Origin of the sequence: Roseomonas sp. BN140053, assembly GCF_047690175.1 — a bacterium.
Taxonomy (GTDB): Bacteria; Pseudomonadota; Alphaproteobacteria; order Acetobacterales; family Acetobacteraceae; genus Roseomonas.
Map to the genome: position 1 here is coordinate 1 of NZ_JBLLEB010000068.1, position 10,575 is coordinate 10,575.

Here is a 10,575-nt window from a genome sequence, read left to right on the forward strand (position 1 = left end):
GCTCCTCCTCCGTCAGCACCAGCGCTGCCGCTCTCGGGCCACGGGTCATGGACGCCTCCCACCAGAGACGCCCCACCCTACACCCCATCCAATGTGACAGAGAACTTCTAACTCAGACCACTAACTCAGACCACTAGGGCATATTCTCGCCACAAAACTCCTGTGATCACCTGAACGGTTCAAGGGTCCGGGATCATCTTATCCAGACGGAGAACGTCTTCCCGAAGTCTCCTGTTGACAACTCAACCTACCGGGTACTTCCCTGGGCACAGTAAGTGACTAAAGGGCAGGCGATCGGGAAAACCGACAAGCCCCCGGGGAGATTAGCGTGATGGACGTCAGCGCGTTCAACCGCGACCTGCTCCCGAGTTGCTCGGGAGGGACCGCGACTTTGTGCTGCTCAAATCCCGGCGGCGAGTTCTTTGCTCTGGTGGACCGTTACCCGCACGAGGCTGCCGCGCTGTTCTGGGGCACGCTGGGCGGCGTGGCGCACTCGACGGCCCCGGGCATTACAGCCTGGAACGGCCGGCGGGATGCTGCGCTGCCCCTGGCAAGGCTGGGAGTTCGACATCCGCACCGGCCAGTCCTTCTGCGACCCGCAGGGCACTTTCGTGAAACGCTACGCCGTCACCGTGGAGCCGGGCGAGGCCCTGGCCCGCGGCCCGCTCCGGGCCGAAACGGTGCCGGTGGCGGTGGAACAGGACTACCTGGTGATCGAGGTCTGATCCGGCGCGCGCCCGGCATGTTCAAGCTGCGCTCAGGGAGGAAAAGAAAAACGATGCAACGACGCAGTCTCCTGTCCGCCGCCGGCGCGGCGATGCTCACGCCCCGGCCCGGCGTGGCGGCCGGCCGGTTTCCCGACCACGTCGTGCGCCTCGTGGTACCGTTTCCGCCGGGCGGGCCGGTGGACATCATGGGCCGGTTGCTGATCGAGCCGCTGAGCGAGCGCTGGGGACACACCGTGATCGTGGAGAACCGGGCGGGGGGCGGCGGCGGCATCGTCGGCACCAACGCGGTGGCGAAATCCGCGCCGGACGGGCACACCATGGGCCTCGTTATCAGCGCGCACGTCATCAACCCCATCATCCGCAACGACATGCCCTACGACACGCTGCGCGACCTGGCCTCCGTCACGCAGCTCACCAACGCCGCGATCGTCATGCTCGCGAATCCCGACTTCCCCGCGCGCACGGTGCGGGACGTGGTGGAGCTGTCGAAGCGCACGGAGGGCGGCCTTTCCTTCGCCTCGCCCAGCGCGGGGACGATCATGAGCATGTCGATCGCCCTGCTCACCAGCCTGTCGGGCGCCAAGCTCGTGGAAGTTCCCTACCAGGGCTCGGTCCCAGCCCTGACAGACGTGATGCAGGGGCGCGTCCCCGTGATGTTCGACATCTGGTATTCCGCCAAGCCGCACGTGGAGGCGGGCAAGCTGCGCGTCCTCGGGACCTGCAATCCCACGCCCATCGCGAGTGCGCCGCAGATCCCGCTGATCGGCGACACCTATCCGGGCTTCTCCGTCACCTCCATGACCGGGTTGGTGGCGCCGGCCGGCACGCCCAGGCCGATCCTGGAACAGGTCGCGTCGGATATCCGCGACGTGCTGTTCTCGCCCAGGATGCAGGCGCGGCTGGCGGATCTCGGGCTCGAGCCGGTCGGGTCCACGCCCGCCGAGTTCACCCGGTTCCTGGAAGGCGAGATCGCGCGCTGGCGGCAGATCGTCCAGGAACACGCGCTTGAGGCGCCGCGCTGAGCATGGTTGTCAGCACGGGCCTGGACGCGATCGACTGCGACCTGCACCCCACCGTGCCGGGGATGCGGGCGCTGCTGCCCTACCTCGATCCCGTGTGGCGCAGCACGGTGGTGGACCGCGGCATCGACTCCCTGGAGAGCACGAGCTACCCGCCCAGCGCGCCGGTCTCCGTCCGGCCGGACTGGCGCGGCGCCGACGGGCGCGGTGCGACGGAGGTGGGACAACTGCAGCGGCAGCTGCTCGACCCGCTCGGCATCCGGCTGGGCATCCTGCACTGCCTCTACGGCGTGCAGATGGTGTTCAACGAGGACATGGCGGTGGCCATCGCCCGCGCGATCAACGACTGGGTGGCGGCGGAATGGCTGGACCGCGACCCGCGACTGCGCGCCACGATCGTGCTGCCGCTGCAGAGCGTGCCGCGCGCGGTGGCGGAGATCGAGCGCCTGGCCCCGGACCGCCGTTTCGTCGGCGCGCTGGTGCTGGCGATGGGCGACGCGCCGCTCGGCCGGCGGGAGTTCTGGCCGATCTACGAGGCCTGCGAAAAGCACGCCCTGCCGCTCTGCATCCATGCCGGCAGCGCCTACCGCCACCCTGTCACTTCGCTGGGCTGGCCCAGCTTCTATATCGAGGACTATGCCAGCCAGTCGCTGGGCTTCCAGTCGCAGGTGGCCAGCCTGGTCTGCGAGGGCGTCTTCACCAAATTCCCGGGACTGCGGGCGGTGCTGCTGGAATCCGGCGTCACCTGGCTGCCGGCGCTGCTGTGGCGCCTGTCCAAGTTCTGGCGCGGGTTGCGCTCGGAAGTGCCCTGGCTCGACCGCTCGCCGGCGGAGATCGTGCGCGACCACCTCCGGCTGACGGTGCAGCCGCTGGATGCGCCGGGCGCGCCGGCCGAGGCGGCGCGGGCGCTGGAGCATCTCGCCCGCGACGATATGCTGCTCTTCGCCAGCGACTACCCGCACTGGAACTTCGACGGCGACGCCGCCCTGCCGCCCGGTCTGCCGGAGCGGCTGCGCCGACGAATCCTCACCGAGAACGCACTCGCCACCTTTCCCCGCCTCCGGGAGGATCAGCGATGAACCAGGACGTCCTGCAGGCGGCGCGACCCGCCGCGGTGGCCAACGCGGAAGGGCTGGCGGATTGCGACATCCACCCGCGCACCCGCTCGGTGGAGGATCTCCGCCCCTATCTGTCGCAACGCTGGTGGGATTACTGGCAGACCTACGGCCACCGCCGGCGGCACGGCTACGTGCGCGGCCATCCCTACCCGAAGTCGCAGCCGGCCGACGGCATGCGGCGCGACGCCTATCCCCCCGGCGGCGGCATGCCCGGCAGCGACCTGGACTTCATGCGCGCCCAGTACCTCGACCGCTACGGCGTGACCTTCGGGGTGATGAACCCACTTTCCCCCACCGGCCAGGGCGACCTGAACGCGGAGTTCAGCGCCGCCCTGTGCACGGCGGCCAACGAGTGGCAGGTGCAAGCCTGGACGAGCCGGGAGCCGCGGCTGAAAGCCTCCATCCTGGTGCCCTACGAGGACGGCGAGGCGTCGCGCGCCGAGATCCACCGGCGCGCCGGCAGCCCCGACTTCGCGCAGGTGCTGCTGATGAGCCGCACCGCCGAGGCGCTCGGCCGCCGCCGCTACTGGCCGATCTTCGAGGCGGCGACGGAGCACAACCTGCCGGTCGGCATCCACGTCTTCGGCTTCAGCGGCTGGCCCGCCACCAGCACGGGCTGGCCCTCCTTCTACATCGAGGAGATGACGGAGCACGAAACCTCCTGCTCCGCGCTGCTCACCTCCATGGTGATGGAAGGGGTGTTCGAGCGCTTCCCGACCCTGAAGATCGTGATGATCGAGGCCGGCTTCGCCTGGCTGCCGGCGCTGGGCTGGCGGCTGGACCGCTGCTGGGAACGCATGCGCGACGAGGTGCCGCAGGTGAGGCGCCCGCCTTCGGAATACCTGAAGCAGCACGTCTGGGTCACGACCCAGCCGATGGAGGAGCCCGACCCGCCGGTGCCGGAGCACCTGGCCGAGGTGATGGGCTGGATCGGCTGGGACCGCCTGATGTTCGCCAGCGACTACCCGCACTGGGACTTCGACGACCCCGTGCTGGCCTTGCCACGCGGCCTGGACGCAGCGCAGCGGCGGGCGATCCGCATCGGCAACGCCCGCGCCCTGTACGGTTTCCCGTGATGGCCCGGCACGTGGTGGCGCGGGTGCGCGACATCCCGCCCGGCGGGCGCAAGCTGGTGGAGGTGAAGGGGCGGCCGATCGTGCTGTTCAACCTCGGCGGCGAGTTCTTCGCCCTGCTCAACCGTTGCCCGCACCAGGGTGGCAGCCTGTGCGAGGGGCACCTCACCGGCCTCGTCTCCTCCCGCATGCCGGGCGAGTACGAGTATGGCCGCGAGGGCGAGGTGATCCGCTGCCCCTGGCACGCCTGGGAATTCGACATCCGCACCGGCCGTTCCTTCTGCGACCCGGCACGCGTGGCGGTGCGCAGCTACCCCGTGTCGCGCGAGCCCGGATCGCCCGAACCCGGGGCACCGGAACCGGGGGGGCCGCCGGCGGGGGAACTGCTGGTGGCGGAAACCTTCCCCGTGAGCACCGAGGACGACCGCGTGCTGGTGGAGCTCTGAGCGCGCCGGCTTCACGCCCCGCGGTCCCCGTGCCATGGCGGGCGCCATGTCCAGCCCAGAGCATACCCCCGTCCGGACCGCCGAGGCCGATCCGGACGCGGCCGCCGGCCCCGCGCCGGAGGCCGGCTTCGACCTGCACAGTTACGTGCCGACGCTGGTGGTCAACCTGGCCAACCAGCTGTGGCGCGTCGGCGCTGCCTTCTACCGCGAGAACTACGGCGTCGGCATGGTCGAGGTCCGGCTGCTGCTCCACCTCGACCGCCATGCCGGGCAGACGGCGAGCGACATCGCCCGCACGGCGGAGCTGGACAAGGCGGCCGTGAGCCGCGGCCTGGCGGCGCTGGAAAGCGGCGGGCTGGTGCGGCTGGAAAAGGACCTGCGGGGCGGCGGCCGCCGGCGGGTCACGCTGTCCGGCAAGGGACGGCGCCTCTGCCACAGCATCGCGGCGGCGTCGCTCGAGCGGCAGGCCTGGATCCTGGGCGAGCTGACCCCCGAGGAGGTCGCCCATCTTTCCGAGCTGCTGCGGCGGCTCCACGGGCGGGTCGCGCACCTCAACGACAACCGGAACTTCGGTGCCGCGCGACTGAACGCAGCGCCTCGCGATGGCGAGGTTCTTGACTAGTCAACCCGTGAAGCGGCGGATAGGGTTCCGCGCATCGGAGGCCGCGCCGCCGCGCAACAACGGCGACGGGCCGACCTGGCCAGCAGGGAGGAAACGCGAATGCGCATCACGGCGCTGGAAACGCTGCACGCGGATGCGGGCTGGCGCACGCTGTCCTTCCTGAAGCTGTCCACCGACGAGGGGCTGGTGGGCTGGTCGGAATACGCCGAGGGCTTCGGCCTGGGCGGGGTGACGGAGCTGATTGGGCGCGCGGCCGCGGTGGTCACCGGCATGGACCCGCGCCAGGTCGGGCGGATCAGCGCCTCGCTGCAGGCGATGACGCGGCTGGCGACGGGCGGGCTCAACCACCAGGCGATCGCCGCCATCGAGAATGCCTGCCTGGACGTCAAGGCCAAGGCGCTGGGCGTTCCCGTGCACGCCCTGTTCGGCGGCCCTTATCGGGACCGGCTCAAGGTGTACTGGTCGCATTGCGGCAGCTTCCGGGTCCGGCTGCCCGAGCTGTTCGAGGGCTTCGGCCGGCCGCGCATTCGCAGCCTGGACGACATCCGCGACCTCGGGCGCGAGGTGGTGGCGCGCGGCTTCGGCGCGCTCAAGACCAACCCGATCTTTTTCGACGGCCCGGCGCCGCGCATGTTCGACGCCGGCTTCCGCCTGACCCCCGGGCTGCTGGAGCGCAACCCTGATGCCCGCGCCATCGCCGCCATGACCGAGCTGCTGGCCGCCTTCCGCGAGGGCGCCGGGCCGCACGTGGACCTGATGCTCGACCTCAATTTCAGCCAACGCGTCGAGGGCTTCCGGCGGGTCGCCCGCGCGGTGGAACCTTACGACCTCACCTGGCTGGAGATCGACGCGCACGACCCCGAGACGCTGGCGCTGGTGCGGCGCTCCAGCGGCACGCCGGTCGCCTCGCTGGAAGGGCTGCACGGCCTGCGCGCCTACCGGCCCTTCTTCGAGCAGTACGCGGTGGATGTCGGCGTGGTGGACGTGCCGTGGAACGGGCTGCTGGAATCCGTGCGCATTGCGACGCTGGCCGACGCCTTCGAGGTCAACGTGGCGCCGCACAACTTCTACGGCGACCTCGCCAGCCTGATGAGCGCGCATTTCTGCGCCGCCATCCCGAACTTCCGCATCATGGAGCTGGAGGTGGACGACGTGCCGTGGAAGCACGACCTCGTTTCCGCGGCGCCGGTGGTGGAGAACGGGCACATGCTGGTGCCCACCGCGCCGGGCTGGGGCGCCGAGGTCAACGAGGAGGCGGTGCGCGCCCACCCGCCGAAGTCGCGATGAGCGGGAAGGACTAGGCGGATGCGGGTGATCTACTGGGCGCGGCTGGGGCTGGCGCGGGCGCAGGTCACGGAAGCCTTGCGCGCCGTGCCGGGCGTCGAGCTGCAGGTGGTGGAAAAGCTGCCGGAGCTGCTGGACGCCCTACCCGGCGCCGAAGGGCTGGTCTGCTACGACGCGCCGGAGCCGGAGGCGCGCGCCGTGCGCGAGGCCGCGGAAGCGCCGGGCGGCGCGCTGCGCTGGATGCACATCCTGACCGCCGGGCGCGAGGGCTTCGACGCTGCCGGCCTGCCGCGCGGCGTGGCCGTCACCTGGGCCGCGGGTGCCGTGTCGCCCACCGTGGCGGAACACGCCATGGCGCTGCTGCTGGCCCTTGCCCGGCGCCTGCCGGAGATGGTCGGGCAAACGTCGCGGGGGCAGTGGGACCGCGCCGCGGCGGGGCGCGCCACCTCGCTGGAAGGCGCGACCCTGCTGATCCTCGGCCTGGGCCATATCGGGCGCGAGATCGCGCGCCGCGCCCGGCCCTTCGGGATGCGGCTGGTGGGCGTGACGCGCACCCCGGGGGAGGAGCCGCTGCTGGACGAGGTGCATGGCCTGCCCGCCCTGCCGGAACTGCTGGGCCGCGCCGATGCCATCGCGGTGGCGCTGAACCTGGCGCCCGAAACGCGGCACCTGCTGGACGCGGCGGCCCTGGCGCGCTGCAAGCCGGGCGCGCTGCTGGTGAACATCTCGCGCGGCGGGCTGATCGACCAGGCGGCGCTGCGCGACGCGCTGGTGGAAGGTCGGCTCGGCGGCGCCGGGCTGGACGTCACCGACCCCGAGCCGCTGCCCGCGGACGACCCGCTGTGGTCGAGCCCCAACCTGCTGATCACGCCGCACTACGCCGGCGGCGGCAGCCGGGCCAGCCTGGAGCGGCTGGCGGAAGGTGCCGCCGGCAACCTGCGCCGCCTCCTCGCCGGGGAGGCGCTGCAGCACCGCGTGGACAACTGAACGGAACCGCCGCGACGACGGCGGAACGAGAGCAGGGAGGAAAACAGGAACCATGGCGTCGCGTCGTCATCTCCTCGCCGCGGGTGCCGCGGCGCTGCCGCTGACCGTGCTGCGGCCAGCCCGGGCGCAGGCCCCCCTGCGGCAGGCCGTGATCATCAACGCCTTTCCCCCGGGTGGCGCCACCGACATGGCGGCGCGCATGGTGGCCGAGGGGCTGCACGGTTCCTACGCCGCCACCACGCTGGTGGACAACCGCACCGGCGGTGGCGGCCGCGTCGGCACGGAATACGCCAAGCGCCTGCCCGCTGACGGCAGCGCGCTGCTCTACACTCCGGCCTTTCCCATGGTGCTGTTCCCGCACGTCTACCGGACGCTGCTCTACGACACGCTGAAGGACTTCACGCCGGTGGCGCTGACCACCCGCTCCATGCTGGCGCTGTCGGTCGGGCCCGCCGTACCGAACAGCGTGCGCACGTTGGCCGATTTCGTGGCGTGGTGCCGTGCCGACCCGGCCAAGGCCACCTACGGCGCGCCATCGGGGGCCAGCCAGCACTTCGCCGGCGTGATGCTGGGCCGCGCCGCCGGGGTGGAGCTCACGCTCGTACCCTATCGCGGCGGCGCGCCCACGGTGACGGACATGCTGGGCGGGCACATCGCCGCGGCGATCAACCCGCTGGCCGAGGTGCTGCCGCACGCTTCCGGCGGCGGGGCACGTATCCTGGTGGTGTTCGGCTCCCGGCGGTCGCGCTTCCTGCCGGACGTGCCCACGGCGCAGGAGTTCGGCTACCGCGACGTGGTGTTCCAGGACTGGTCGGGCGTGTTCATGCCCGCCGGCGCGCCGCCCGAGCTGGTGCGGCGCGCCAACACCCTGATCAACGGGGTCATGAGCTCGCCGCAGGGCGTCGAGGCCGCGGCGAAGTTCGGGGCGGAGATCGAGCCGGGAACCCCGGAAGACTTCGCCGCCGCCGTGCGCTTCGACTACGAGCGCTACGGCGCCATCGTGCGCTCCACCGGCTTCGTGGCGGAGGACTGAGGGCGCTGAGCGAATGCGGCAAAGGTCGGGGGAGTGAACTTCCCCGAACCCCCTCCTTTTTTCGGGAGTAAAAGTGCTCCGGTGGTCACCGGCGCACCCGAAAAACTCCCGAAAGTAGAAGGGGGTCCGGGGGGATACTTCCCCCCGGCTTTCCTTTCTACCGAGATGGAACCAAGAGCCAGGAGCAGAGCATGACCACGACGCAGCGCCCGGCGGAGAAGATGCGTCTCGGCTTATTCATCGAGGGAGGCGGCCACCACATCGCGGCGTGGCGCCACCCGGGCGTGGACCCTGCGGGCCGCCTGAACATCGATTCCTTCATCGATGCCGCCCGCACCGCCGAGCGGGCCTGCTTCGACATGATCTTCACCGCCGACACCAACGCCACTTTCGGCTCCGACGACCTGGACTACTGGATGCGCAGCAGCGCGGCGTCGCGGTTGGAGCCGCTGACCATGCTGAGTGCGGTGTCGGCGGTGACGCAGCGCATCGGCCTGGTGGCCACCATGTCCACCACCTACTCGGAGCCCTTCACCACCGCGCGTGTCTTCGCCTCGCTCGACCAGATCAGCCGCGGCCGGGCGGGCTGGAACCTCGTCACCTCGCTCAAGGACGCCGAGGCACGCAACTTCGGCAAGGACGCCCATGCCGGCCACGGCGAGCGCTACGCCCGGGCCCGCGAGTTCGCGCAGGTGGTGATGGGGCTGTGGGAGTCGTGGGACGACGACGCCATGGTCTACGACCAGGTGGCCGGCATCTACATGGACCCTGGCAAGATGCACGTACTGAACCATCGCGGCGCGCATTTCTCGGTGCGCGGGCCGCTGATGATCCAGCGCTCGCGGCAGGGGCGGCCGGTGATCGTGCAGGCCGGCGGTTCGGAGGAAGGCCGCGAGCTGGCCGCCGAAACGGCGGAGGTGGTGTTCTCCGTGCAGCAGGACCTCGAACCGGCGCGGGCCTTCTACGCCGACCTCAAGGCACGGGTCGTCCGGCACGGGCGCCGGCCGGAGGACGTCAAGGTGCTCCCGGGCGTGATGCCGGTGGTCGGCCGCACGCGCGCCGAGGCGGCCGCCAAGTACGAGGAGCTGCAGGAGCTGATCCAGCCCGAAGTCGGCGTGAAGCAGCTGTCCAACTATTACGGCGTCGACCTGTCGCAGTTCCCGCTCGACGGCCCGCTGCCGGAAATCCGCGACACCAATGCCGAGCAGGGGCGGCGCGCGCTGATCGCCGACCTCGCCCGGCGCGAGAACCACACGATCCGCAGCCTGTACAAGCGCATCATCGGCCAGCGCGCGCACCGTGTGGTGATCGGCAGCGCCGCCGAGGTGGCGGACGCGCTGGAGGAATGGTTCACGGGCGGCGCCTGCGACGGGTTCAACGTGCTGCCCGCGACCTTTCCCGCGGGCCTGCGCGACTTCTGCGACGACGTGATCCCCGAGCTGCAGCGGCGCGGGTTGTTCCGCACGGCCTACGAGGGCACCACCCTGCGCGAGAACCTCGGCCTGCCCTTTCCGGCGATCCACCGTGAGCGCGCGCCTGGAAGAGAGTGATACCCGGCCCACGAACTGCTGACTCATTTATGTGAGGTGCGGAGCGAGGTGTCGTGATTCGGTGTTCTCCGAAGTTGTGGAGAGCACAGGATGGGCGCGGCGGTGGCGATCCGAACTGACCTGGAGGCGGGGAGCCTCCGGCGTCTGGCGCGGCGCGAACGGGACGGGCGGGTGTCGGCGCGGCTGATCGCGTTGGCGAACGTGCTGGAAGGGATGAGCCGCGAGGCGGCGGCACGCAGCGCGGGAATGGATCGGCAGACGCTCAGGGACTGGGTGATCCGCTTCAACGAGGACGGCGTGGAGGGTCTGCGCGACCAGCACCGCTCCGGGCGGCCGACCCGGATGAGCGAGGGGCAGCAGGCGGCCTTCAAGGCGGTGATGCTGCGTGGCCCAGACCGGGAGCGGGACGGCGTGTCGTCGTGGCGCATCGTGGACCTATGCCGGATGGCCGAGGAGCGCTTCGGCGTGAGTTACCGCGAGAGCGGGATGCTACGGTTGGTCAAGTCGCTCGACCTCTCCTGGCAGAAAACCCGGCCCAGCCAACCGAAGGCGGATCGCGCAGCGATTTCGTGGACGGTTTGTCGGCTTGGGGGCTAGAGCAGATTCCGAGCGAACCGAATCAGAGGGCTTGCCCGGCTCGGGGGCAATCTGATTCAAGCTGCTGGCTGGGGTTGGAGGCCAGCGGCGATGGCGAAGACCTTGTCGGAGGACCTGC

Annotated in this window: 11 protein-coding genes; all 11 read left to right on the top strand. The window is 70.7% G+C overall.

Annotated elements, in window-relative coordinates; all coding sequences use genetic code 11:
- The first annotated feature begins 533 nt into the window (after nucleotides 1-533).
- The 11 genes from ACLIBK_RS25015 (at nucleotide 534) to ACLIBK_RS25065 (ending at nucleotide 10,457) form a co-directional block, all read left to right on the top strand.
- The gene (locus ACLIBK_RS25015; RefSeq protein WP_415390024.1) at nucleotides 534-725 is read left to right on the top strand and encodes a Rieske (2Fe-2S) protein; all 192 of its coding nucleotides are present in this window, start codon (nucleotides 534-536) and stop codon (nucleotides 723-725) included.
- Between the two features lie 53 nt (nucleotides 726-778).
- Entirely contained in the window at nucleotides 779-1,750 is a 972-nt protein-coding gene (locus ACLIBK_RS25020) for a Bug family tripartite tricarboxylate transporter substrate binding protein (protein ID WP_415390025.1), read from the top strand.
- Nucleotides 1,751-1,752: 2 nt separating this feature from the next.
- Nucleotides 1,753-2,826 (top strand): amidohydrolase family protein, encoded by a 1,074-nt coding sequence (locus ACLIBK_RS25025; protein WP_415390026.1) that lies wholly within the window; start codon nucleotides 1,753-1,755, stop codon nucleotides 2,824-2,826.
- Nucleotides 2,823-3,941, top strand: a complete 1,119-nt coding sequence (locus ACLIBK_RS25030) for an amidohydrolase family protein (RefSeq protein WP_415390027.1) — start codon at nucleotides 2,823-2,825, stop codon at nucleotides 3,939-3,941. The genes ACLIBK_RS25025 and ACLIBK_RS25030 overlap by 4 nt, the downstream gene beginning before the upstream one ends.
- Entirely contained in the window at nucleotides 3,941-4,384 is a 444-nt protein-coding gene (locus ACLIBK_RS25035) for a Rieske (2Fe-2S) protein (RefSeq protein ID WP_415390028.1), read from the top strand. Before ACLIBK_RS25030 ends, ACLIBK_RS25035 begins: the two co-directional genes overlap by 1 nt.
- A 46-nt stretch (nucleotides 4,385-4,430) precedes the next feature.
- Nucleotides 4,431-5,006 (top strand): MarR family winged helix-turn-helix transcriptional regulator, encoded by a 576-nt coding sequence (locus ACLIBK_RS25040; protein WP_415390029.1) that lies wholly within the window; start codon nucleotides 4,431-4,433, stop codon nucleotides 5,004-5,006.
- 99 nt (nucleotides 5,007-5,105) lie between these two features.
- A complete protein-coding gene (locus ACLIBK_RS25045) occupies nucleotides 5,106-6,293 on the top strand; it encodes a mandelate racemase/muconate lactonizing enzyme family protein (protein WP_415390030.1) in 1,188 nt (395 codons plus the stop codon).
- Nucleotides 6,294-6,311: 18 nt separating this feature from the next.
- Nucleotides 6,312-7,277 carry a D-2-hydroxyacid dehydrogenase gene (locus tag ACLIBK_RS25050; protein WP_415390031.1) on the top strand — a complete coding sequence of 322 codons (966 nt, stop codon included), beginning with the start codon at nucleotides 6,312-6,314 and terminating at the stop codon, nucleotides 7,275-7,277.
- 52 nt (nucleotides 7,278-7,329) lie between these two features.
- On the top strand, nucleotides 7,330-8,310 hold the full coding sequence (locus ACLIBK_RS25055; protein ID WP_415390032.1) for a tripartite tricarboxylate transporter substrate-binding protein: 981 nt from the start codon (nucleotides 7,330-7,332) through the stop codon (nucleotides 8,308-8,310).
- 191 nt (nucleotides 8,311-8,501) lie between these two features.
- Nucleotides 8,502-9,860, top strand: a complete 1,359-nt coding sequence (locus ACLIBK_RS25060) for an LLM class flavin-dependent oxidoreductase (RefSeq protein ID WP_415390033.1) — start codon at nucleotides 8,502-8,504, stop codon at nucleotides 9,858-9,860.
- Nucleotides 9,861-9,950: 90 nt separating this feature from the next.
- On the top strand, nucleotides 9,951-10,457 hold the full coding sequence (locus tag ACLIBK_RS25065; RefSeq protein ID WP_415390034.1) for a helix-turn-helix domain-containing protein: 507 nt from the start codon (nucleotides 9,951-9,953) through the stop codon (nucleotides 10,455-10,457).
- The last annotated feature ends 118 nt before the right edge of the window (nucleotides 10,458-10,575 follow it).

Bases quoted from the DNA above. Each gene is read 5' to 3' on its own strand.
- ACLIBK_RS25030 (WP_415390027.1), top strand. From the start codon at position 2,823: ATGAACCAGGACGTCCTGCAGGCGGCGCGACCCGCCGCGGTGGCCAAC.
- ACLIBK_RS25020 (WP_415390025.1), top strand. From the start codon at position 779: ATGCAACGACGCAGTCTCCTGTCCGCCGCCGGCGCGGCGATGCTCACG.
- ACLIBK_RS25025 (WP_415390026.1), top strand. From the start codon at position 1,753: ATGGTTGTCAGCACGGGCCTGGACGCGATCGACTGCGACCTGCACCCC.
- ACLIBK_RS25035 (WP_415390028.1), top strand. From the start codon at position 3,941: ATGGCCCGGCACGTGGTGGCGCGGGTGCGCGACATCCCGCCCGGCGGG.
- ACLIBK_RS25045 (WP_415390030.1), top strand. From the start codon at position 5,106: ATGCGCATCACGGCGCTGGAAACGCTGCACGCGGATGCGGGCTGGCGC.
- ACLIBK_RS25040 (WP_415390029.1), top strand. From the start codon at position 4,431: ATGTCCAGCCCAGAGCATACCCCCGTCCGGACCGCCGAGGCCGATCCG.
- ACLIBK_RS25060 (WP_415390033.1), top strand. From the start codon at position 8,502: ATGACCACGACGCAGCGCCCGGCGGAGAAGATGCGTCTCGGCTTATTC.
- ACLIBK_RS25065 (WP_415390034.1), top strand. From the start codon at position 9,951: ATGGGCGCGGCGGTGGCGATCCGAACTGACCTGGAGGCGGGGAGCCTC.
- ACLIBK_RS25050 (WP_415390031.1), top strand. From the start codon at position 6,312: ATGCGGGTGATCTACTGGGCGCGGCTGGGGCTGGCGCGGGCGCAGGTC.
- ACLIBK_RS25055 (WP_415390032.1), top strand. From the start codon at position 7,330: ATGGCGTCGCGTCGTCATCTCCTCGCCGCGGGTGCCGCGGCGCTGCCG.
- ACLIBK_RS25015 (WP_415390024.1), top strand. From the start codon at position 534: ATGCTGCGCTGCCCCTGGCAAGGCTGGGAGTTCGACATCCGCACCGGC.